Source organism: Rhodococcus ruber NBRC 15591 (genome assembly GCF_001894945.1).
GTDB classification, from domain to species: domain Bacteria; phylum Actinomycetota; class Actinomycetes; order Mycobacteriales; family Mycobacteriaceae; genus Rhodococcus; species Rhodococcus ruber.
The window spans coordinates 131,346-154,205 of record NZ_BCXE01000022.1; the positions used below are offsets into that span (position 1 = coordinate 131,346).

At 70.8% G+C, this 22,860-nt stretch carries 22 protein-coding genes; 17 read left to right on the forward strand and 5 right to left on the reverse strand.

Annotated features, from left to right (window positions below; translation table 11 throughout):
* Window positions 1-133: 133 nt before the first annotated feature.
* A complete protein-coding gene (locus tag RR3_RS15270) occupies window positions 134-709 on the forward strand; it encodes a sigma-70 family RNA polymerase sigma factor (RefSeq protein WP_064066391.1) in 576 nt (191 codons plus the stop codon).
* Complete coding sequence (locus RR3_RS15275) at window positions 699-1,442, forward strand: anti-sigma factor (RefSeq protein WP_064066392.1); 744 nt, start codon at window positions 699-701, stop codon at window positions 1,440-1,442. Before RR3_RS15270 ends, RR3_RS15275 begins: the two co-directional genes overlap by 11 nt.
* Window positions 1,443-1,479: 37 nt before the next feature.
* Here the strand turns inward: RR3_RS15275 and RR3_RS15280 are convergent, their stop codons facing one another.
* Window positions 1,480-1,899: a MarR family winged helix-turn-helix transcriptional regulator gene (locus RR3_RS15280; RefSeq protein WP_010595505.1), complete on the reverse strand. Its 420-nt coding sequence runs from the start codon at window positions 1,897-1,899 to the stop codon at window positions 1,480-1,482.
* Window positions 1,900-1,973: 74 nt separating this feature from the next.
* On the opposite strand from RR3_RS15280, the gene RR3_RS15285 reads away from it, so the two are divergent.
* Together RR3_RS15285 and RR3_RS15290 are read left to right on the forward strand one after the other, a co-directional pair.
* On the forward strand, window positions 1,974-4,046 hold the full coding sequence (locus RR3_RS15285; RefSeq protein ID WP_017681115.1) for an MMPL family transporter: 2,073 nt from the start codon (window positions 1,974-1,976) through the stop codon (window positions 4,044-4,046).
* A gap of 127 nt (window positions 4,047-4,173) precedes the next feature.
* Window positions 4,174-4,527 carry an HPF/RaiA family ribosome-associated protein gene (locus RR3_RS15290; RefSeq protein ID WP_010595503.1) on the forward strand — a complete coding sequence of 118 codons (354 nt, stop codon included), beginning with the start codon at window positions 4,174-4,176 and terminating at the stop codon, window positions 4,525-4,527.
* Window positions 4,528-4,596: 69 nt separating this feature from the next.
* On the opposite strand, the gene RR3_RS15295 is transcribed toward RR3_RS15290, so the two are convergent.
* A complete protein-coding gene (locus RR3_RS15295; protein ID WP_010595502.1) occupies window positions 4,597-5,895 on the reverse strand; it encodes a DUF2254 domain-containing protein in 1,299 nt (432 codons plus the stop codon).
* A 343-nt stretch (window positions 5,896-6,238) separates the two neighbouring features.
* Between RR3_RS15295 and kdpF the strand changes: the two genes are divergently transcribed.
* The 10 genes from kdpF (at window position 6,239) to RR3_RS24935 (ending at window position 18,963) form a co-directional block, all read left to right on the forward strand.
* Window positions 6,239-6,337: a K(+)-transporting ATPase subunit F gene (kdpF, locus tag RR3_RS15300; protein WP_017681113.1), complete on the forward strand. Its 99-nt coding sequence runs from the start codon at window positions 6,239-6,241 to the stop codon at window positions 6,335-6,337.
* A gap of 7 nt (window positions 6,338-6,344) precedes the next feature.
* Window positions 6,345-8,045: a potassium-transporting ATPase subunit KdpA gene (gene kdpA, locus RR3_RS15305; RefSeq protein WP_017681112.1), complete on the forward strand. Its 1,701-nt coding sequence runs from the start codon at window positions 6,345-6,347 to the stop codon at window positions 8,043-8,045.
* A complete protein-coding gene (gene kdpB / locus RR3_RS15310) occupies window positions 8,042-10,132 on the forward strand; it encodes a potassium-transporting ATPase subunit KdpB (RefSeq protein ID WP_040273148.1) in 2,091 nt (696 codons plus the stop codon). Before kdpA ends, kdpB begins: the two co-directional genes overlap by 4 nt.
* 5 nt (window positions 10,133-10,137) lie before the next feature.
* Complete coding sequence (locus RR3_RS15315; protein ID WP_010595499.1) at window positions 10,138-10,797, forward strand: potassium-transporting ATPase subunit C; 660 nt, start codon at window positions 10,138-10,140, stop codon at window positions 10,795-10,797.
* A gap of 7 nt (window positions 10,798-10,804) precedes the next feature.
* Window positions 10,805-13,339 carry a sensor histidine kinase gene (locus tag RR3_RS15320; protein ID WP_010595498.1) on the forward strand — a complete coding sequence of 845 codons (2,535 nt, stop codon included), beginning with the start codon at window positions 10,805-10,807 and terminating at the stop codon, window positions 13,337-13,339.
* On the forward strand, window positions 13,336-14,016 hold the full coding sequence (locus tag RR3_RS15325; RefSeq protein WP_010595497.1) for a response regulator: 681 nt from the start codon (window positions 13,336-13,338) through the stop codon (window positions 14,014-14,016). Before RR3_RS15320 ends, RR3_RS15325 begins: the two co-directional genes overlap by 4 nt.
* 148 nt (window positions 14,017-14,164) lie before the next feature.
* Window positions 14,165-17,464, forward strand: a complete 3,300-nt coding sequence (gene lysX, locus RR3_RS15330) for a bifunctional lysylphosphatidylglycerol synthetase/lysine--tRNA ligase LysX (RefSeq protein WP_064066393.1) — start codon at window positions 14,165-14,167, stop codon at window positions 17,462-17,464.
* Window positions 17,465-17,533: 69 nt separating this feature from the next.
* On the forward strand, window positions 17,534-18,133 hold the full coding sequence (locus tag RR3_RS15335; protein WP_064066394.1) for a histidine phosphatase family protein: 600 nt from the start codon (window positions 17,534-17,536) through the stop codon (window positions 18,131-18,133).
* 182 nt (window positions 18,134-18,315) lie between these two features.
* Window positions 18,316-18,660, forward strand: coding sequence for a YtxH domain-containing protein (locus RR3_RS15340; protein ID WP_010595494.1), 345 nt, complete (start codon window positions 18,316-18,318; stop codon window positions 18,658-18,660).
* Between the two features lie 147 nt (window positions 18,661-18,807).
* Entirely contained in the window at window positions 18,808-18,963 is a 156-nt protein-coding gene (locus tag RR3_RS24935) for a hypothetical protein (RefSeq protein ID WP_003936594.1), read from the forward strand.
* Between the two features lie 2 nt (window positions 18,964-18,965).
* Here the strand turns inward: RR3_RS24935 and RR3_RS15345 are convergent, their stop codons facing one another.
* On the reverse strand, window positions 18,966-19,322 hold the full coding sequence (locus RR3_RS15345; RefSeq protein WP_010595493.1) for a hypothetical protein: 357 nt from the start codon (window positions 19,320-19,322) through the stop codon (window positions 18,966-18,968).
* A gap of 66 nt (window positions 19,323-19,388) precedes the next feature.
* Here RR3_RS15345 and RR3_RS15350 point away from each other — a divergent pair, with 66 nt between their 5' ends.
* Window positions 19,389-19,946 (forward strand): helix-turn-helix domain-containing protein, encoded by a 558-nt coding sequence (locus RR3_RS15350; RefSeq protein ID WP_064066395.1) that lies wholly within the window; start codon window positions 19,389-19,391, stop codon window positions 19,944-19,946.
* Between the two features lie 22 nt (window positions 19,947-19,968).
* Here RR3_RS15350 and RR3_RS15355 read toward each other — a convergent pair whose 3' ends face one another.
* Window positions 19,969-20,262 (reverse strand): putative quinol monooxygenase, encoded by a 294-nt coding sequence (locus RR3_RS15355; RefSeq protein WP_010595491.1) that lies wholly within the window; start codon window positions 20,260-20,262, stop codon window positions 19,969-19,971.
* 62 nt (window positions 20,263-20,324) lie between these two features.
* Between RR3_RS15355 and RR3_RS15360 the strand changes: the two genes are divergently transcribed.
* Both RR3_RS15360 and RR3_RS15365 read left to right on the forward strand, forming a co-directional pair.
* On the forward strand, window positions 20,325-21,239 hold the full coding sequence (locus RR3_RS15360) for an SDR family NAD(P)-dependent oxidoreductase (protein ID WP_040273141.1): 915 nt from the start codon (window positions 20,325-20,327) through the stop codon (window positions 21,237-21,239).
* A gap of 186 nt (window positions 21,240-21,425) precedes the next feature.
* The gene (locus tag RR3_RS15365) at window positions 21,426-21,887 is read left to right on the forward strand and encodes a 2-thiouracil desulfurase family protein (protein WP_010595489.1); all 462 of its coding nucleotides are present in this window, start codon (window positions 21,426-21,428) and stop codon (window positions 21,885-21,887) included.
* 7 nt (window positions 21,888-21,894) lie between these two features.
* On the opposite strand, the gene RR3_RS15370 is transcribed toward RR3_RS15365, so the two are convergent.
* A complete protein-coding gene (locus RR3_RS15370; protein ID WP_230831591.1) occupies window positions 21,895-22,788 on the reverse strand; it encodes a cutinase family protein in 894 nt (297 codons plus the stop codon).
* Window positions 22,789-22,860: the final 72 nt, after the last annotated feature.

The following is a 22,860-nucleotide window of genomic DNA, read 5'->3' on the forward strand; positions in this document are numbered from 1 at the left end:
GGAGGTGACCGCCGTGCTCGATTCGACCCTTGCCTCACCCCCCGGCCCCGGCCGCCCGGGCGGTCCGCCGGAGGATCGCTTGAGCCGCCCGAATCGCCCGACTAGGCTTTCGCTCGATGAGCGGACAGAGCCGATGACCGGCGTCGGCGGACGTACCGACACACTCGACGCGCTGCTCGCGCGCGTGGCGGCGCGGGATGCGGCTGCGTTCGCCGAGTTCTACGACCTGACCCGCGCCCGGGTGTACGGGATGATTCTGCGGGTCCTGCGCGATCCCGGGTACAGCGAGGAGACCGCGCAGGAGGTCTACCTGCAGGTCTGGCGGTCGGCCTCCGGGTTCGACGCCGCGCAGGGTTCGGCGCTGTCCTGGCTGATCACTCTGGCGCACCGCCGTGCCGTCGACCGGGTGCGGTCCGAGCAGTCCGGAGCCGACCGCGAGGCCCGCTACGGCGCGAGCAACGTCGACGCGGCGTTCGACGTCGTCAGCGAGGAGGCGGCCCGGCGCGAGGATCGGCAGCAGGTCACCCACTGTCTGGGCACCCTGACCGACCTGCAACGGCGGTCCGTCGAACTGGCCTACTACGGCGGTCTGACGTACCGCGAAGTGTCCGAACAACTTTCGGTCACGCTACCGACCGTGAAATCGAGAATCCGCGACGGACTGCTCCGTCTACGCAAGTGTCTGGGGGTGCAGGGCGATGAGGAGTGAGGCCCGGCCCGGTTTCGGCGATTCCGACCGCGAACTGATCGACCTCGCGGTCGTGTATGCGCTCGATGCGGTATCCGATGCCGAGCGCCGCGACATCGAGTCCCGGGTCGCCGGCGCCGATCCCGAAGTGGCGGCGGCGTTCGATCGGGAGACGGCGGCCGTCCGGGAGACGATGGCGATGGTGTCCGCGTCGACGGCCACCGAGCCGCCGGCACGTCTGCGTGAGCGCCTGCTCGACGCGGTCGCGGCCGAGTCCGCTCCGCCCGCCGCTCCCGTCTCGCTGGACGAACGCCGCAGCCGGCGCCGCAACTTCCTGCTCAGTGCGGCGGCCGCGATCCTCGTCGCCGTCGGTGGATTCGCCGTCGTGACCCAGTTGCAGGAGGAGACCGCGACCACCTCGGAGCAGGTGTTCGCGGCGGAGGACGTGCGCACCACGTCGGGTGAGATCGAGGGCGGCGGAGTTGCCACGGTGGTGTACTCGAAGGAAGCCGACGCCGGGGTTCTGGTGATGAACAACGTGGCGCCGCCCGCGGAGGGCAGTGTCTACCAGATGTGGCTGATGACCCCCGAGGGCCCGGAGTCCGCGGGCATCATGGACGCCGAGGCGGTGGCGCCGTCCACGACGGCCGTCCTCGAGGGCGTCGGGCACTCGACCGCGCTGGCCTTCAGCGTCGAACCGCCGGGCGGGTCGACGCAGCCGACGCAGATCTTCGCGCAGTTGCCGCTGGGCTGACCCCGGCGGACGGACCTGCCCGCCTCGTCGCGGCGGTTCAACGCTGCGCGGATCGGACCAGTTCGATCAGAAGGGAGCGCAGGGTGCCGGGGTCGGACACCACCGCGGTCGGCTGCGCATCGGTGCGTTCGAGTTCGATCATCGCCCGATACAGCTCGTTCCCCGACTCGGTGATCTGTACGCGCATGCGCCGCTCGTCGGCGGGGTCGACGGCGCGCGTGACGAGGCCGGACCGCTCGAGGTGCTCGACGGTCCGGCTCATCGTCTGGTCGGTCACCCGGCAGGCCCGGGCCATCTCCCGCTGGGAGCGGGGTCCGTCCGCGATCGTGTGCAGGGCGACCAGGCCGGCGTGGGTGAGGCCGTGCGCGCGCAGAGTCGATTCCCAGGCCTGTTCCACGAGCCGGGCGGCCGTGGACAGCAGCCGGCCGGTCGGCCAGCTCTCGAGATCGTCGCTCATGAGATACCTTTTCACTATTGTTCAGCTAGCTGAGTAATTTGGGCTCGGCGTAGTCGCATTCTCCTGGAGGAAGATTGAACACCGTCACCGCGCCGGCTCGTTCACCTCGCCGCATCCGCTGGCTGCTGCCCGCGCTGCTGCTCATCGCGTGGCTCGCGATCGCGGGCGCCGGCGGCCCCTTCGCCGGCAAGCTCAGCGAGGTCCAGCAGAACGACAACAGCTCCTTCCTCCCGGCGTCCGCGGAATCCACCCGGGCGGGCGAACTCTATGCGGACTTCACCGACACCCGGTTCGTGCCCGCGATCGTCGTCGCCGAACGCCCGTCCGGCATCACCCCCGACGACCTCGCCTACCTCGCGGGAGCGTCCGCCGGCCCGCCGCCGGTTCCGTCGCAGGACGGTCAGGCCGCACGGCTGATCGTGCCCGTCGACAGCACCGGAGAGGTCGGCGAGGCCGTCGACGAGTTGCGCGCGGAGCTCGCGAACCCACCCGAGGGGCTGACGGTCCTCGTCACCGGACCCGCCGGGCAGATCGCGGACCTGACGACGGCATTCGAGGGCATCGACGGCCTGCTGCTGCTGGTCGCCGGCGGCGTGGTCCTGCTGATCCTCGTCGTCGTCTACCGCAGTCCGCTGCTGCCGTTCGTGGTGATCCTCTCGGCGGTGTTCGCCCTCGCACTGGCGAGCCTGCTGGTGTACCTGCTGGCCGACGCCGGCATCATCGCCCTCAACGGACAGAGCCAGGGCATCCTGTTCATCCTCGTCTTCGGTGCCGCGACCGACTACGCGCTGCTCCTGGTGTCCCGATACCGCGAGGAACTGCGCCTCGAGCAGGACCGGTTCGCCGCGATGCGCACCGCGTGGCGGGCGACGCTGGAGCCCATCGCGGCGTCGGCGGGCACCGTCATCGCCGGCGTGCTGTGCCTGCTGCTGTCCGACCTGAACTCCAACCGCGGCCTCGGCCCCGTCGCCGCGATCGGCATCGTCGCCTCGTTCGTCGCCTCCATGACCTTCCTGCCGTCCGCGCTCGTGCTGCTCGGCCGCGCCGCGTTCTGGCCCAAGCGGCCCACCGTCGACCCCGACGCCGATCGCGACGACCTCGCCTCGGCGCACCGGTTCTGGAGCGCCCTCGCCCGGAAGGTCGGCGCCCACCCGCGCCGGATCTGGGTCGTGTCGAGCATCGTGCTCGTCGGCTTCGCGATGCTGCTGCCCCAGTTCGAGGCCGACGGCGTCGCGCAGTCCGAGATCTTCCTGCTCGAGACCGAGTCCGTGACCGGCCAGGAGGTGCTCGGCAGGCACTTCGATGCGGGCACCGGATCGCCCGCGGTGATCATCACCCGTGAGTCCGCGGCGGGCGACGTCGCCGCCGCCGCCCGCATCGAGGGCGTCACCGAGGTGGTACCGGTGACCGGGCCGGACGGCGCGACGACCGTCGTCGACGGCCGCGTCGCGCTGCAGGCGACCCTGTCGGACCCGGCCGACTCGCTGGCCGCCGAGGACACCGTCGAACGCATCCGCGACGCGGTGGCCGGGATCCCGAACGCCGAGGCGCTGGTCGGCGGCAACTCGGCGGTGGACCTGGACACCAAGAACACCGCCACCCGCGACCGCACGGTCATCATTCCCGTCGTCGTCGCCGTGGTGCTGCTGATCCTCGTCCTGCTCCTGCGCGCGATCGTCGCCCCGGTGCTGCTGATGCTGACGGTCGTCGTGTCCTTCGCCGCCACCCTCGGGGTGTCGTCGCTGGTCTTCGACCACCTGCTCGGGTTCCCCGGCGCCGACCCGGTGGTGCCGCTGTTCGGCTTCGTCTTCCTCGTCGCGCTGGGTATCGACTACAACATCTTCCTGATGACGCGGGTGCGGGAGGAGAGCGCGCGCGTGGGCACCCGGCGTGGCACGCTGCGGGCCCTGACCGTGACCGGTGGTGTGATCACCTCGGCGGGCATCGTCCTGGCCGCGACGTTCTCGGCACTGGCGGTGATCCCGCTGCTGTTCCTCGCCCAGATCGCGTTCATCGTCGCGTTCGGCGTGCTGCTCGACGCCCTGCTGGTCCGGTCGCTGCTCGTTCCCGCCCTGACCATCGACATCGGCAAGCGGGTGTGGTGGCCGAGCGCGCTCTCCCGCCGCGAACCCGAGAACCCCGGCTAGACGGACCCGGCTAGACGGACCCGGGTTGCCGCCCGTCGTCGTGCTCGGGTGGAATCGGAGCGGGCGCGGTGCGGAACCCGGGGGATCCCCTCCGGCCGTATCGCCGGACCGAGAAGGAGACAGATCGATGCAGATCCAGCTCAACAAGGACAGCCACATCCAGATCGACGACGACATCGCCGACCGCCTCGAGAGCGAGCTCGCGTCCGCGGTCGAGCGGTTCGCCGACCGGATCACCCGGCTCGAGATCCACCTCAGCGACGAGAACGCCGGGAAGTTCGGCACCACGGACAAGCGGTGCCTCCTCGAGGCCCGCATCGCGGGTCAGCAACCGATCGTCGTCACCCACAACGCCGGCTCGGTGAAGGAAGCGTTCGACGGTGCCGTCCACCGCCTGCGCAGCCTGCTCGATTCCAAGCTCGGCCGCTCGAGCGACCACAAGGGCGGTCCCTCCATCCGCCACATGGGCGTCGAGGAGTAACCGGCCGCGACCCGGAATCCGCTCGGGAACCACCGGGCGGATTCCGTCGCGCGAGTCACGCGCGACGGCTCAGTCCACCTCGTGCTCGGCCGGGTCGACCGGAGACTCGGCCACGGCCCGGAACCGGGCGAGGTCCTCGGGGTGGTGCCCCGGCTCGGCGGCCACGGACTCGACGAGCAACCGCAGTTGCCGCTCGAGCTCCGGTACGTGCTCGTCCCGGTCGGCGGCCCGCACATGGTCGGTCAGCATGCGCAGCACCCGCGCGACCGCGGTGGCCACGTGCAGTTGCCGCGGACACGCCTGCCGGATCTGCTCGAAGGCGTGCTCGACGTACTCCGGCGGGGACAGCATCCACGGGCGCAGCAGCACCCGGCCGTCGGCGCCGGCGACCGACAGCGGCGGCACCTCGGCGGTCAGGAGCGTCCGCAGCAGACTGCCGATGCGCAGGACCACCTCGGTCGCGGTGGTGGGGTCGTTGATCGCCGAACTGAGAGCGCGCAGGCCGATGTCGACCAGCTGGCGCAGCGCGAAATCCACGTCCTGCTGCATGGTGCGGGTGTCGGAGATCTCCACGGCGGCCTCGAGCCGGCGACGGACCCTGTCGGCACGGTCCGGGACCGGCCACACGCGCAACAGCACTTCGCCGCGATGGATGTAGGCGCCGGGACGCGTTTCCAGGCGCACCACCGTCGACGGGGGTACCGACGCGAGAAGATGCTCGGTCGGCGCCTGGGTCACCCAGCCGTCCCGGACCGCCGGAACCGTCATGATCGCGTCGGAAGCCGGCCGGGACACCGCCGCGGCCGGGCGTTCCGTGCGGCTCTCCCGAACCGCTGCGTCGAGCACCCCGTCCGCTTCGGTGGCGATCGTGCGCACCACCTCACCGACCTGCAGTCCGTGCGCGAGCCTGTCGAGATAGGCGACGATCAGGACGACGGTTGCCACCGTCAGCACCAGGGCCACGGTCATCGACACCCCCGGCGCCGGTTCGGCAGCCTCGGCTCCCACGTGCCGCAGCGTCAGCACGCAGTAGACGAACGTCGCCACGAGCATGCCGATCACCGTCTGGCTCACGCGGTCCCGGATGAACGAGCGCATCACCCGGGGCGAGAACTGGCTGCTGGCCAGCTGCAGGCTGACCACGGTCAGTGAGAACACCACCCCCGCCGTGGTGATCGTCGCGCCCGCCACGGTACTGAGCAGCCACGTCGCGCCGTTGCTGTTCATCTGCACGGCCCACCCCGCGACGTCGGTGGGGAGGGTGCGGTCGAGGTACGCGGTCACCTCGGCGAGGATCACCCCGGCAGCGACGATCAACGTCGGCAGCGCGAACAGGCTCTCGCGAAATCGGTACGCGGCAGCCGCCATACGCAGCTGCGGCAGCGGTCTCGGACGGGCACTCATACCCGTCGACGCTATCCGCTGACCAGCGTCCGGTCTCGGAACCCGCGGGCACTGCGCCGCCGGGACCCGCACCGGCGTGTAAAGAACTCGTCAGGACATCGACCGCGGGCATCAAGATTCCGTATGGATCGCCGTCGAGGGAAGCGCACGGTGCAACAGTGTGGTGCGGGGCGCCGATCGGCGCCTGATTCGTGTCTACGACAAGGGAAGACGACATGGCCGACGCCGCGTACGTGGTGCTGATCCTGGCTGGGTTCCTGGTGTGCGCTCTGGTCCTGCGTGCCCTGCACGCGCGAGGGGCGAACCGATGACCTGGGCGGGCGCGGCGAGTGTCGCGCTCGTCGTGATCGCGGTGGCACTCGTGGCGTACCTGCTGATCGCGCTGCTCGATCCGGAGAGGTTCTGACGATCCGATGACTCCAGCTGTTGCCGCGGGACTGCAGATCGCCCTGGTCGTCGCAGTCCTGGCATTGGCATACGTTCCGCTCGGTGACTACATGGCGAGGGTCTACACGACCGACACCGACCTCCGGTGGAAGGACCTGCGGATCGAGTCGCTGATGTACCGGGTGTGCCGGATCGATCCCCGCGCCGAGCAGACCTGGTACGGATACGCCGCAAGTGTGCTCGGCTTCTCCCTGGCGAGCGTGCTCTTCTTGTATCTCCTGCAGCGCGTTCAAGGCATCCTGCCGCTGAGCAACGGGCTGGCGGGGGTGAGCCCGGCCGTAGCGTTCAACACGGCCGTCTCGTTCGTCACCAACACCAACTGGCAGTCCTACGTGCCCGAGACGACGATGAGCCCACTCACCCAGTCCGCCGGGCTCGCGGTGCAGAACTTCGTCTCGGCGGCGGTGGGGATGGCGGTCGTGACCGCCCTGATCCGTGGTCTGGTGCGCGTCGGACGCGGCGGCGAGATCGGCAACTTCTGGGTGGACCTGGTCCGCGGGACCCTGCGGATCCTGCTACCGCTGGCATTCGTGATCGCCCTGATCCTGCTGAGCCAGGGCGTGATCCAGTCGTATCGCAGCGGCTTCACCGCGACCGGACTGGACGGCGACACGGTCACGAACGCGCTCGCGCCGGTTGCCTCGCAGGAGGCGATCAAGGAACTCGGCACCAACGGCGGCGGCGTCCTCGCCGCGAACTCGGCGCACCCGTTCGAGAATCCCACCCCCGTCACCAACATCGTCGAGATCCTCGCGATCCTGCTGATCCCGGTGGCGCTGACGCGCACGTTCGGCACGATGATCGGCAACCGACGGCAGGGCCTGACCGTCCTCGGCGTGATGGCGGTGCTCTACGGCACCGTCCTGGCGGTGGCGCTGGCCGCCGAATCCGGTACGCGGGGTGTGGCGGCGAACGCCGCCGGCGCGATGATGGAGGGCAAGGAAGTCCGGTTCGGGATTCCCGGTTCGGTGCTGTTCGCGGTGTCGACCACCGGCACGAGCACCGGTGCGGTGAACTCGGCGCACGACAGCATGTCCCCGCTGGGCGGCGGGGCCGTTCTGCTGAACATCCTGCTCGGCGAGATCGCGCCCGGCGGCGTCGGCACCGGCCTGTACGGCATGCTGGTGCTCGCGGTGCTCGCCGTGTTCGTCGGGGGCCTGCTCGTGGGGCGCACCCCCGAGTTCCTCGGTAAGAAGCTGCGCAGGCGCGAGATCACCCTTGCCGCGCTGACGGTCCTGGTCATGCCGGCCCTGGTACTCGTCGGCACCGGAATCACGGTGATCCTCTCGCCCACCACCGGGTATCTCGGCAACTCCGGGGACCCGGGCACGCCGGGCGCGATCCACGGCTTCACCGAGGTGCTCTATGCCTATGCCTCGGCGTCGAACAACAACGGCAGCGCGTTCGGCGGACTGACCGTCACGAGCGATTGGTTCCAGTCCTCGCTGGGGATGTGCATGCTGCTCGGGCGGTTCCTGCCGATCGTGTTCGTCCTGGCTCTGGCCGGCTCGCTCGCCTCCCAGCGGCGCACCCCGGCCGGGGCGGGCACGCTGCCCACCACCGGTGTGGCATTCGCCGGGCTGCTCACCGGAACCGTCGTACTGGTTGCGGCTCTCACCTTCTTCCCGGCCCTGGCCCTGGGCCCCGTCGCGGAGGCACTGCATTGACCGTCGATGTTCATTCCCACCGGGAGACGATCGCCTCCCGCCCGCATCGTGTCGGCGGGGGCGTGTTCAGCCCCCGTCAGCTGGCAGACGCCCTGCCGGGAGCGATCCGCAAGCTCGATCCCCGGCATGTGGCGCGGAATCCGGTGATGTTCGTCGTGCTGGTCGGGTCGGCGGTCGCCACCGTCGCGGCGATCGTCGAACCCACCCTGTTCGCCTGGTCGATCGCGGCGTGGCTGTGGTTCACCGTGCTCTTCGCCAACCTCGCCGAGTCGGTCGCCGAGGGGCGAGGCAAGGCGCAGGCGGCGAGCCTGCGAAAGGTCAAGCAGGACACGGCAGCCCGTCGCCTCACCGGTCCGGCCGCCGAGGAATCCGTATCGGCCACCGAGCTGCGCGTGGGCGATCTCGTCGTGGTGGAGACCGGTGGGACGATTCCCGGGGACGGCGACGTGATCGAGGGCATCGCCACGGTCGACGAGTCGGCGATCACCGGAGAATCCGCCCCGGTGATCCGCGAGTCGGGCGGCGACCGGTGCGCCGTCACCGGCGGCACCACCGTGCTCTCCGACCGCATCGTCGTGCGGATCACCGCCCCACCCGGGCAGACCTTCGTGGACCGGATGATCGCTCTCGTCGAAGGCGCCGCCCGGCAGAAGACCCCGAACGAGATCGCCCTGAACATCCTTCTCGCGGCGTTGACGATCGTGTTCCTGCTCGCGGTGGTCGCGATCGCTCCGATGAGCGCGTATGCCGGTGTCGAGCAGGGACCGGTCGAACTGATCGCGCTGCTGGTGTGCCTGATACCCACCACGATCGGAGCCCTGCTGTCCGCGATCGGCATCGCCGGCATGGATCGGCTGGTGCAGCGCAACGTGCTGGCCATGTCCGGCCGTGCCGTGGAGGCCGCCGGGGACATCGACACCCTGCTGCTGGACAAGACCGGAACCATCACCTACGGCAACCGCCGCGCCACCGCACTGCACCCGGCTCCCGGCATCACGGATGACGAAATAGCTTCCGCGGCAAGGATGTCGAGCCTGTCCGACGGTACCCCCGAGGGACGCAGCATCGTCGAACTCTGCGCCGAGCGGTACCACCTCGATCCGGGGCCGTCGGACGCCGAGCGCTCCGCCGAGTTCGTCGCCTTCACCGCGCACACCCGGATGAGCGGCCTCGACACCGTCGCCGACGCGGACACCCCGGTCCGAATCCGCAAGGGGGCCGCCGATGCGGTGAGCCGCTGGGTGGCCGAGGAGGGCGGACGGACGCCCGACGCGGTGAGCGCCGTCGTCGACGACATCGCCCGCGTCGGCGGAACGCCTCTGGTGGTGGCCCGGTGCGACGCCCGGGGCGCGTCGGTGGTCGGCGTCGTCGAACTGTCCGACGTCGTCAAACCGGGCATGGCACGGCGGTTCGCACAACTGCGCGCGATGGGCATCCGCACGGTGATGATCACCGGGGACAACCCGCTCACCGCGCGGGCGATCGCGGCCGAGGCGGGGGTCGACGACTACCTGGCCGAGGCGACTCCCGAGGACAAGCTGGCGCTGATCCGCTCGGAACAGCAGGGCGGACGGCTGGTCGCGATGACCGGCGACGGAACCAACGACGCGCCCGCCCTGGCACAGGCCGACGTCGGGGTGGCGATGAACACCGGCACCTCCGCGGCCAAGGAGGCGGGGAACATGGTCGACCTCGACTCCGATCCGACGAAGCTGATCGAAGTGGTCGAGATCGGCAAGCAGCTGCTCATCACGCGCGGGGCACTGACCACCTTCTCCCTGGCCAACGACCTGGCGAAGTACTTCGCGATCCTGCCCGCCCTCTTCAGCGGGATCTATCCGCAGCTGGCGGGGTTGAACATCATGGGACTGGCCACCCCGCAGTCCGCGATCCTGTCGGCGGTGATCTTCAATGCCCTGGTGATCGTGGCGCTGATACCGCTGGCCCTGAAGGGTGTGCGGTACCGGCCGGCGAACGCGTCGTCGCTGCTGGGGCGGAATCTGCTCGTCTACGGCCTCGGTGGGGTGATCACCCCGTTCGTCGGGATCTGGCTGATCGACCTCGTGGTGCGTCTGGGAATCGGGTGACACGGATGGGATTCGGGAACTTCTTCGCAGGATTGATCCGGCAGGTGCGGGCCGGCCTGCTGATGCTGGTCGCACTGACCGTGATCGTCGGAGCGGCCTATCCGGCGACGGTATGGGTGGTGGGACGACTCGGTGCGGCGAGCGCCGAGGGTTCGGCGCTGACCGACGCGAACGGGTGCGTGGTCGGCAGCCGGCTGATCGGCGTCGATCCGCAGGTCGCCGTCGGTGAGCCCGACCCGTTCTTCCACACGCGCGTCGTCGGCTCGGTCGCCGGCGGGGACGCATTCACCCCGGGCGACCCGGCCGCCGCCCTGCCGTCCAACCAAGGCCCCGGCAGCGAGGTGCTGGCCGCCTTCGTCGACGAGCGGCGTGCGGCGATCGCCGCACGCGAGCAGGTGCCGCCGCAGGCCGTTCCCGTCGATGCGGTCACCGGATCCGGCTCCGGCGTCGACCCCCACATCTCCCCTGCCTACGCCGCGGTGCAGGTGCCGCGGGTCGCGCGGGTCACCGGCATCCCCGAGCAATGGGTCCGCGAGCTGGTCGCCGCGCACACCGAGGGCCGGCAACTCGGGTTCCTCGGCGCCGAACGAGTGAACGTGCCCGAGCTGAACGTGGCCCTGGGACTGACTGCACCCGACTGCGACGAGGTCCCCTCGGGTGGATGATGGCGTCGTGACCGGTACCGCACGCACCGCCGTCCCCGAGGCGTCGCGCCGGGGACGGCTGCGGATCTACCTCGGTGCCGCCCCCGGCGCGGGAAAGACGTTCGCCATGCTGGGGGAGGCCCATCGGCGAATCGGCCGAGGCACCGACGTGGTGGTGGCGATCGTGAACACGCACGGGCGGGCGCGCACCACCGAGCAGCTGGCCGGCCTCGAGATCGTCCCGCCACGGCGGATGACGTACCGCGACACCGTGTTCGACGAACTCGACCTCGACGCCGTGCTGGCCCGCCGGCCGGCGGTCGCCCTGGTCGACGAGCTCGCCCACACCAACGTGCCGGGCAGCCGGCACACCAAACGCTGGCAGGACGTCGAGGAACTGCTCGACGCGGGCATCGACGTCCTGTCCACGGTCAACATCCAGCACCTCGAGTCCCTCAACGACGTCGTCGAGCAGATCACCGGCGTGGTGCAACGCGAGACCGTGCCCGACGACGTCGTACGGCGCGCCGACCAGGTCGAGCTCGTCGACATCACCCCGCAGGCGCTGCAGCGGCGTCTCGCGCACGGCAACGTCTACGCGCCGGAGAACGTCGATGCCGCGCTGCGCAACTACTTCCGCGAAGGGAACCTGACCGCCCTGCGCGAGATCGCCCTGCTGTGGCTCGCCGATCAGGTCGACCTTGCGCTCGCGAAGTACCGCGGCGAACACGCCATCACCGACACCTGGGAGGCCCGCGAGCGCGTCGTCGTCGCCGTCACCGGCGGGCCCGAATCGGAGACCCTGGTGCGCCGGGCCAGCCGCATCGCCGCCAAGGCGAGCGCGGAGCTGATGGTCGTGCACGTCGTCCGGGGCGACGGCCTCACCGGTGTCTCGGCGCCGCAGATGGGAAAGGTCCGGACCCTCGCCGCGAGTCTGGGCGCCAGCCTGCACAGCGTCGTCGGCGACGACGTGCCCACCACGCTGCTCGACTTCGCGCGGGAGGTGAACGCGACCCAGCTCGTGCTCGGCACGTCGCGGCGCCCGCGATGGGCCCGCATCCTCGACGAGGGCATCGGGGCGGCGGTCGTCCGCGACTCCGGCAGGATCGACGTGCACATGGTGACCCACGAGCACACGGCCCGAGGCCCGAAGATGGCGTTGCTGGGCCGCCACGAGCGGCGACTGCAGTCCTGGATCGCGGCAGCCGTCATCCCCCTCGTCGCGACCGCCCTGATGGCCGTGATCGACCGCCTCACCGGGGTGGCCGGCCAGAACGCGTTGTTCTTCGTCGTCGTGCTCGCCGTCGCCCTGTTCGGCGGAATCGGCCCCGCCGTCGTCGCGGCCCTGCTGTCCGGCCTGCTGCTCAACTTCTTCTTCACCGAACCGCGCTACAGCTTCACCATTGCCGAACCGGACAACTTCGTCACCACCGTGGTGCTGCTCGTCGTCGCCGTGGCGGTCGCCGCGCTGGTCGACGCCGCCGCGGCCCGGGCCCGCGAGGCGCGGCTCGCCGCGCAGGAGGCCGAACTGCTCGCCCTGTTCGCCGGCGCTGTGCTGCGCGGCGCGAACGTCCACAGCTTGCTCGACAAGGTCCGCGAGACCTACGGGCAGTCCGGTGTCGCGATCCTGCGTTCCGAGAACGGCCGCCGCCACGTCGTCGACCGCACCGGAACCACTCCGCCCGCCTCGGTCGACGAGGCCGATACCGTGTGCGAGATCGACGACGGCCGTCTTGCGCTACTGCTGTCCGGCCCAGGATTGCGACCCCGCGACCGCCGGATCCTCACCGCGGTCACCGGGCAGATCGCCGGGTTGATCCGCCAGGACGAACTCACCGCCGAAGCGGCGAAAGCCTCGGCCCTGGCCGAAACCGACCGTCTACGGCGGCTGTTGCTGTCGGCGGTGAGCCACGACCTGCGCACCCCGCTCGCCGCCGTCAAGGCCGCCGTGTCCAGTCTGCGCAGTACCGACGTCGAATTCTCCGCCGAGGACACCGCGGAGCTGCTCGCGACGATCGAGGAGTCCACCGACCAGCTCACCGCCCTCGTGTCGAACCTGCTCGACTCCTCTCGGCTCGCGGCCGGGGTGGTCACGCCCGTCCTGCAGCCGCTCTACCTCGACGAGGTGCTGCACCGGGCCGTGGTCACGCTCTCGAGCGGCGGCCCGGACGCCGCCCGCCGGGTGCGCGAACGACTCGAGGTCGACGTCGGCGACACGATGGTCGAGGCGGACAGCGGCCTGCTCGAACGAATCCTGGCCAACCTTCTCGACAATGCCCTGCGCTACGCGCCGACCGGCCCGATCCGGGTCGGTGCCGTCACTTCCGGTGACCGCACCACCGTCACCATCGCGGACTGCGGTCCCGGCCTCGGATCCGGCGACGCCGGCAACGTCTTCCCACGAATCGGCGACCACCGCAGCGGCGGGGCGGGGCTCGGATCGACCGTCGCGCGAGGATTCGCCGAAGCGATGAGCGGAACCGTCACCACCACCGAGACACCCGGCGGCGGGACGACCATGGTCGTCGAACTCGCGTCCGCGCAGCCGAGGGTGCCGCGATGACCCGCATACTCGTCGTCGACGACGAACCACAGATCCTGCGCGCGTTGCGCATCAACCTCACCGCACGCGGGTACGAGGTGATCACCGCCGGTGACGGACGCTCCGCCCTGCGGGCCGCCGCCCAGCAGCGTCCCGACGTGATCGTCCTCGACCTCGGACTACCCGACCTCGACGGGATCGAGGTGCTCGCCGGGCTGCACGGCTGGTGCACCGCCCCGGTCATCGTCCTCTCGGCACGTACCGATGCCCTCGACAAGGTGGCCGCTCTCGATGCCGGAGCCGACGACTACGTCACGAAGCCGTTCGGGATGGAGGAGTTCCTCGCCCGCATCCGCGCCGCGGTCCGCCGAGCCGGCACCATCTCGGGCACGACCGAACCGGCGATCGACACCGACGACTTCACCGTCGACCTCGCCGCGAAGAAGGTCACGCGCGACGGCGCACCGGTTCACCTGACTCCCACCGAGTGGGGGATGCTCGAGGTGCTGGTGCGCAACCGCGGAAAGCTCGTCGGGCAGCGCGAACTGCTGGAAGAGGTGTGGGGACCGTCCTACACGACCCAGACCCATTACCTGCGGGTGTATCTCACGCAGCTGCGGCGCAAACTCGAGCCCGATCCCGCCCATCCCCGGCACCTGCTCACCGAGCCGGGGATGGGATACCGCTTCGAACCTTGAGGCAGACCGCCCGAGTCGAAGTCGACGGTCCGAGCGGCACAGGACGGACGGCACAGGGCGGACGGCACGGGGCGGACGGCACGACGGATTCGCACCGAATTGTCGGTTCCGACCGGTACGAGGTCCTGCGCGGCGCTACCGTCGACGCATGTCAGCGGACGTTGCTGCGGCACCTGCGGCGCACCCCCACCTGTCTGCCCGGCCCCGCGGCCGCCTGAACTCGGTCCCGCACGTGGCGGGCCTGACCCTCGGGATCTTCGCCCTCGCGGTGGCGCTGTGGTCGCTCTCCCCCACCCTGCGCTACTTCGTCCACACCCCACGCGAATACGTCGACACCTACCTGTTCGACGCCCCCGACACCAGCCTGTCGTATGCACTGGTGCTCGGTCTGCTCGCGGCGGCCCTGGCCAGTCGCAAGCGGATCGCATGGTGGATTCTCACCGTGTACCTGGCCGGATTCGCGATCTACAACGGGTACGTGGCGGTGTCGGAGCGCGATATCGGCGCGGCGATCGGTCTCGTGGTGCAGGTCGCGGTGGTGGGGATCCTGCTCGCGGCGTACCCGGAGTTCTACACGCGGGTCCGCCGCGGCGCGGTGTGGAAATCGCTGGGTGTCCTCGTCGCCGGCCTGGCCGTCGGGACACTGATCGGGTGGGGCCTGGTGGAGCTGTTCCCCGGCACCCTGCCGTCCGACGAGCGGTTGCTGTGGGCGGTCAACCGGGTCACCGCCCTGTCCCTGCTCGACAACGATCAGTTCAGCGGGCGCCCACACGGATTCGTCAACACCCTGCTCGGCCTGCTGGGGGCGCTGGCGCTGATCGCGGCGGTGATCGTGCTGTTCCGGTCGCAACGGGCGACCAACGCACTGACCGGGAACGACGAATCCGCCATCCGGGGCCTGCTCGAGCGGAACGGCGACGATTCGCTGGGCTACTTCGCGACCCGGCGCGACAAGGCGGTGGTCTTCGCGCCCAGCGGTAAGGCCGCGGTGACCTACCGCGTGGAGGTCGGGGTGTGTCTCGCCAGTGGGGATCCCATCGGAAATCCGGAGGCGTGGCCGCACGCGATCGACGAGTGGCTCGCGCTCGCCCGGGGGTACGGCTGGGCGCCGGCGGTGATGGGGGCGAGCGAGGCCGGCGCCGGCGCCTATCGCCGGGCCGGTCTGTCGGTCCTGCAACTCGGCGACGAGGCCGTTCTCCACACCACGGGGTTCTCGCTGTCCGGCCGGGAGATGCGGCCCGTGCGCCAAGCCGTGACGCGTGCGCACAAGCAGGGCGTGACGGTGCGTATCCGCCGGCACCGGGACGTTCCCGAGGCCGAAATGGCGCAGGCGATCCGTCTTTCGGACGACTGGCGCGACACCGAGACCGAACGCGGATTCTCGATGGCGCTCGGCCGACTCGGGGATCCGCTCGACGGCCGGTGCGTGCTCGTGGAGGCGACGGTCCACGGCGAGGTGGTGGCGTTGCTGTCCCTCGTCCCGTGGGGCGCCGACGGGGTCTCGCTCGATCTGATGCGGCGGAATCCGCAGGCCCCCAACGGTGTCGTGGAGATGATGGTGTCGGAACTCGCTGCTCACGGCGGCGAGTTCGGGATCACCTGGATCTCGTTGAACTTCGCGGTGTTCCGCTCGGTGTTCGAGGAGGGCGCACGGATCGGCGCCGGTCCGGTGCTGCGGCTGTGGCGTTCGGTGCTGGTGTTCTTCTCCCGCTGGTGGCAGCTCGAGGCGCTGTACCGGTCCAACGTGAAGTACCAGCCCGAGTGGGTGCCCCGGTTCCTGTGCTTCGCCGACAACCGGGTGCTGCCCCGGGTCGGGATCGCGTCGGCGATCGCCGAGGGCTTCCTCACGCTGCCCAGCTTCGGCCGGGAGCGGAGCGCCCGCCGCCACACCGGAACCCAGACGTCCGCTCCTCCGGCGCTCGTCGAGACCGGCACCCTGCGTGACGACGGCAGCGCCCCCGCCGCCCTGCCGGCGCCGGAGTCGCGCACCGGCCCCCGCCGTCCGGAGCAGGTGCGGGTGCGGATGGCGAAGCTCGAACGGCTCGAGGAGGCGGGCGTCGACCCGTATCCGGTGGCGAACCCGCCGTCGCACACCTGCGCGGCGACGGTGACCGCACCCGAGGGCACCGCGGTGCGGATCGCCGGTCGTATCCTGCGACTCCGCGACTTCGGCGGCGTGCTGTTCGCGGTACTGCGGGACTGGTCGGGGGACGTGCAGATCCTGGTCGACCGCAGCCGCGTCGGCGGCCGCCGGTTCGTGTTCGACCTCGGCGACCTCGTCGAGGTGAGCGGGGTGACGGGCCGCAGTCGCAGCGGCGAGCTCTCGGTGCTCGCGGAGGACTGGCGGCTCGACGGCAAGTGCCTGCACCCGCTGCCCGACAAGTGGCGCGGCCTGACCGATCCGGAGGCCCGGGTGCGGCAGCGGTACGTCGACCTCGCGATCAACCGCACCGCGCGCCGGTTGCTCGCGGCGCGCAGCGCGGTGGTGCGGTCGCTGCGCGAGCAGCTGCAAGCGCGGGGCTACCTCGAGGTGGAGACCCCGATCCTGCAGGCCGTGCACGGCGGCGCCAACGCCGCCCCCTTCACCACCCACATCAACGCTTACGACCTCGACCTGTACCTGCGGATCGCACCCGAGCTGTACCTCAAACGCCTGTGCGTGGCGGGCATGGAACGGGTCTTCGAGATCGGCCGGGTGTTCCGCAACGAGGGGGCGGACTTCAAGCACAATCCGGAGTTCACGATTCTCGAGGCCTACGAGGCGCACGCGAACTACGAGGTCATGCGGGTGCTGGCCCGCGAGCTGATCCAGGCCGCGGCCGTCGCGGCCCACGGGCGTGCGGTGATCGTCCGGCCCGGCCCCGACGGGACGCCCGTCGAGATCGACATCTCCGGCGAGTGGCCGGTGAAGACGTTCCACGGGGCGGTCTCGGACGCCCTCGGCACCGAGATCGACGCGCAGACCCCGGTCGAGGAGTTGCGCCGGCTGTGCGACGAGCACGAGATCCCGTACAACCCCGAGTGGGACGCCGGTGCCACGGCGCAGGAGATGTACGAGCACCTCGTCGAATCCCGCACCGAATTCCCCACCTTCTACACCGACTTCCCCACCTCGGTGTCGCCGTTGACGCGCCCGCACCCGACGAAACCGCTCGTCGCGGCGAAGTGGGACCTCGTCGCCTGGGGGATCGAACTCGGCACGGCCTACAGCGAGCTGACCGACCCGATCGACCAGCGGGCCCGGCTCACCGAGCAGTCGCTGCTCGCCGCGGGGGGCGACGAGGAGGCGATGGAACTCGACGAGGACTTCCTGCAGGCGCTCGAACACGCCATGCCGCCCACCGGGGGTCTCGGCATGGGGGTCGACCGGATCGTCATGCTGATCACGGGCGGCAGCATCCGCGAGTCCCTCGCCTTCCCCCTCGCCAAGCCCCGCGCACGCCGGTGAGCACCCCGGTTTCACGTGAAACACCGGGTCGACCGAGCGCGCGATCGGTCGTCGTGCGATCGTGGTGACGTGCAGCTTCTCCTGATTCGACACGCCCTACCCGAGATCTCCCGGGTCAGCGAGGGACGCGCCGACCCGTCGCTGACCGAGGAGGGCCGCGCCCAGGCCGCGCGGCTGCCGACCGCGCTCGAGCCCTACCGGATCGCGCGGGTGTTCAGCAGCCCGCAACGCCGCGCCCTGGAGACGGCGGCGCCGCTCGCCGAGACCCGCGGGCTTCCCGTCACCCGGCTCGAGGGCCTGGCGGAGTACGACTACCACCTCGACCACTACATTCCGTTCCACCTCGCGCAGGAGCTTGCCCCGGACGCCGTGGCACGCATCCGCGCAGGTCACCTTCCCGACTTCGTAGATGCGGACGAATTCCGCACCCGCGTTCTCGCCGCCACCCAGCACATCGTCGACACCTGCGCGCACGACGACACCGTCGCCGTGTTCGCCCACGGCGGCGTCGTCAACGTCCTGCTCCAGGACCTGCTCGGGCTCGACCGGCCGCTGATGTTCCCCATCGAGTACACATCGGTGACCCGCATCCTCGTCTCCCGCAACGGTGCCCGGCGGGCAGCCTCGGTCAACGAGACCGGGCACGTGCGCGACATGCTGCGCGTCTGATCCGTTCGCCGCAACCGGTGTGAACCGGCTCGGATCCGGGTATCGGTACGACGTGGGCGGAACCGCGACGAGGCGGCCGCCGCGAGGGCGTGGCAGCCGGGCGGAAGGTAGCCGTCGGGCCACGACCGCCGGCCGGTGTCGACGACGCCGGGCCCCCGAGATTCGACGAGCAGGAGATTGCCATGATGAGAGCTCTGACCTTCGCCGCCGGTGCCGCCGTGGGCTTCGTGCTGGGCACCAGGGCCGGGCGTGAGACCTACGAGAAGATGCGCGATCAGTCCGTTCAGCTGTGGAACAAGCCCGAGGTACAGCAGAAGGTCACCGAAGCGAAGGAGACCGTGCAGGAGAAGGCGCCCCAGGTGCAGGAGAAGGCCGGCGACCTGGCGAAGAAGGCCGCCGAGAAGGCGAACATCTCGGGAGGCGGCAACATGGCACCCGACGCCGCCGGCGGCGGGCCGGCCGTGACTCCCCCGGCCGCGGGCGCACCGATCGTCCCGCCTCCGAACGAGGGCAAGCACTCCCTCTAGCGGCCGGACGCAGACCGGCCCGGTGCCGCATCGGGTGAATTCCGGTGCGGCACCGCCGGGTGTAGTCGCGTTCCGAACGGGTACTCCGACCGCGTACAACGGAACGGCTCACCCCGACACGATCCCCCGATCGACACAGGAGGCGACATGACGCGACCCGACGGCGACGGCGACCCCGCCACCGCGGACACCGACAGCGGGTCCCGAGGTGCCGACGACGACGTCCTGTCCGATCCGGCCGAATGGGCCGGGGAAGGCGGCGCCACCGACGAGGGCCCGTCCACCGACGTCGAGAACGGCTGAGATCAGGCGCGCGCCGTCCGGGTTCGCAGCCGCTCGGCCCACTGCTCGGCGTCGTCCATACCGATCACCAGGGCGTCGCGCGCGTGTCCCGACAGTTCGACGCGCAGGGCGGGCTGTCCGCGCCGCACGGCGACGAGTTCGTTGCGTCCCCGCGCGCGCCAGGTGCCGATCTTGCGGGCACCCGGCAGCCCGAGGCCGGGAGCGCGCATTCCTCGCGTCGCGGCGAGACCGTCGGCGTGGACCTCGACGTCCCGGATGGCATCCAGGGGGACGTCGACGTCGCGGATCAGTCCCGCGATCTTCTCGAAGCGCGTGAAGCGCAGCGTCAGGACTCCGTGGTCGATGCTCAGCGTCGTCATGGCTCCCATTGTTCTCATTGCTGAGAACAATGTCAATCGTGAGAACATTGACGGGTGAGAGGAGACATGACCACCGCGGAACTGCTGTTGCATCCGGTGCGCCTGCGGATCGTCCAGGCGCTGCTCGGCGACCGCACCGCCACCACCGCGCAGCTACGTGCCCTCATCGACGACGTTCCCGCCGCCACCCTCTACCGGCAGATCGCGACGCTCACCGGCGCCGGAGTCCTCGACGTCGTCGCGCAGCGCCGCGTCCGCGGCGCGGTCGAACGCACCTACCGTCTCGTCGCCGAACGCGCGCACATAGACGGGCAGGAGGCGGTGACGATGAGCGCCGAGGACCATCGGCGTGCCTTCCTCGCCTTCACCGCGCAGCTGCTCGCCGACTTCGACGCGTACCTCGACGATCCCGAGCGACGGGATCCGGCCGAGGACGTCGTCGGATACCGGCAGGCAGCCCTCGATCTGACCGACGAGGAGGCCCTCGCCCTGGTCACCGAGATGCGGCAGCTGCTGACGCGCTACCTCGAGCTGGGCCCCGGCCCGGGCCGGCGCCGGCGGCTGCTGAGCACCGTCGTCGTACCGGCCCGCGACGTGTCGGGTCAGGAATCCGGGGAGCGATGACCGGCCGGCTCGGTCGTACCGGCTACGCGACGGCCGTGAGCGGATGGATCACCGGCGCCGCCGCGAGGTGCTCCCCCACCGTCGCCAGGGCGGACGTGACGTGCCGGGAGGTCATGTGCGCGTCGAGCGCCTCCTGACCCGACCAGACCTCGACCGTCACGAATGTGCCTGGCGCCGAGCCGGATTCGAAAAGTTCGTACGAGACGCAGCCGTCCTCGTCGCGACTCGCCGCGGCCAGCGCCACCAGCGCGCCCCGCACCGCGTCCTCCGAACCGGGCTTCGCCGGAATGGTCGCCACCACACGCAGTTCCGTCATTTCTCGACGGTACCGCGCGCGGCTGCCGTGCACGAGCGGCTCGGACGAGGAAGATGGTGCCCATGAGATCGCGGATCGCGGAGATGCGTCGATGGCGCGCAGGGACAGTGGTCCATCAGCGCCTGCACGACCTGACCGGGACGCTCGTCGTGGTCACCGGGGCGGGCAGCGGTATCGGCCGCGCGACGGCACGGGCGTTCGCCGACGTGGGGGCGATCGTCGTGGTCGCCGACCGCAACGTCGACACCGCCCGCGCCACCGCGGAGCTGCTCAACGCGCCCCTCCCCGGCGCCGGCGGCTCGCGAGCGGTCTTCGGTGGCGGGGCGCACGCCTACGAACTCGACGTCGCCGACGAGGAGCAGGTGCGGCGGTTCGCCGCGACGGTCCGTTCCCAGCACGGCGTGCCGGACGTGGTCGTCAACAACGCCGGAATCGGCGTGATCGGCACGTTCACCGCCACCCCGCAGGAGACGTTCGAGCACGTCATGGACGTCAACTTCTGGGGCGTGGTGTACGGGTGCCGGGCGTTCGGGGACCAGATGCTCGAGCGCGGCACCGGCGGGCACATCGTCAACGTCGCCTCGGCGGCCGCGTTCACCCCGCAGAAGAGCCTCGTCGCCTACTCGACGAGCAAGGCCGCGGTCCTGATGTTCACCGAGTGCCTGCGGGCGGAACTGATGGTCCACGGGATCGGGGTGAGCGCGATCTGTCCGGGGCTCGTGGGCACGAACCTGGTTCCCGGTGCCGAGATGGTGGGCCTCGGCGCACCGGAGCAGCGCACGCTCCGCGAGCGGGTCACGGCGCTGTACCGCACGCGCAGCTATCCGCCGTACAAGGTCGGCGAGGCGATCGTCGCCGCGGTGCGGCACAACCGGGCACTGGTGACCGTGACGCCGGAAGCGAAGACCCGGCGGTGGGTGAGCCGCCTCGCCCCGGAGGCGATGCGATTCGGTGCCCGCTTCGAGCCGGACCGCTGAGCGCCGCGCGTCCCCGCCCGTGCGCGGCGAACTCGATCGTTGTCGGCGGCGGCCACGCACCGCTCAGGAGATGACCGTGGACGGGTACCGCCGTGCCCGGAACCGTGGTCACCGGGGAGAGCCGGACCGGGCGGTGGGGCCTCTCCGGGCGGAGTCCCGGCTCGGGCCTGCCGGTAACCTGACCCTGTGCCGGATCGTCCGATTCTCGTCAGTGCCTGCCTGGCCGGCGTGCCGTGCCGGTACAACGCGGAGGCCCGGCCGGACGAGGACGTGGTCGCCGACGTGGCCGCCGGACGCGCGATCGCCGTGTGTGCGGAGGTGCTGGGCGGACTCCCCACGCCGCGCCCACCCGCCGAGATCGTCGGCGGCGACGGTCGAGACGTCCTTGCCGGCCGAGCACGCGTCGTCACCGACACCGGAGCGGACATGACCGATCCGTTCGTCCGTGGGGCCGAGATCGTCGCCGGGATCGCCGCCGAGCACGACGTGCGCGAGGCGGTCCTGCAGGCACGCAGTCCCTCCTGTGGCTGCGGAGCGATCTACGACGGAACGCATTCGGGGACCGTGACCGACGGCGACGGCGTGCTCGCCGCTCTGCTCGCCGCGCGCGGCATCACCGTGCGCGCGCGACGCGGCTCGCGGACCTGACGGCCCGTCAGACCTTGGAAGCCAGCCAGTTCCGCAGCCACGTCGTGGCCGAGGTGCCGTTCGGTTCGACCGCGTAATTGGTGTAGTCCTGGTGGATCTGCGACTCGTAGAACTTCCGGATCTTGATCTCGCGCTCGTCGTTGGCCTGCTCGGTGAGCTGGGACTGCAGGATGGGGAGCCCGCCCGCGCTCATCAGATCCAGGTAGATCGCGTCGGCCTCGGCACGATACCGGTCGACGGCGGACGGGTCGCCCCCGGAGGCCATCGCGAGGAAACCCGCAGCGCGGGTGACGAAATCGTCCTTGGGCGTCGAGCAGTACAGGTCGCCGACGGCGCAGAAGGTGCGGACGTCGCCGCTGACGAACCCGAACCCGCCGATGCGGGGCCCGCCGGCGCCGTTGCCCGCGACGGGCGGTCCGATCAGGATGTCCGCCTCGGAACGACGGGGGTCGGAGAGCAGGCCGACCGCGGCGAGCCGATGCGGCGGGACCACTCCGAAGCCGGTGCCGATCTCGGCGGCGAGATCGCCGGCCGCGTCGGCGCCCTGGCTGTAGCCGACGAGCGCGAACCGCGCCTCGGGGCACGCGGCCGCCGTCGCGGCGACGATGCCGCGGGCATTGTCGACGGCCTGCTGCCGCGACACACCGTAGACCTCGCCCTCCCACGGGAACGCCGTCGCGGCGTACCGGACGTAGTCGACCCGGGCCCCGGGGGGAAGATTGGAGGTGACCGCCGCGAGCATGCCGTTGCCTCGCTGCGGTGCAGGCGTGTTCGACGTTTCCCACGTGCCCGGCACGGCGACGACCTGGAGCTTCGGGCACCCGGCCGGATCGGCCTGGACCGCGGGAGCCGTCACCGCCGACCCCACTACGGTGGCCGCGGCGACCGCTACCAGCGTCAACACACTTCTCAGCCCCACCGCAGCCCCCTGAGGTCTCCTGCCGATCTCGACGTCGTCACGAAATGATGCACA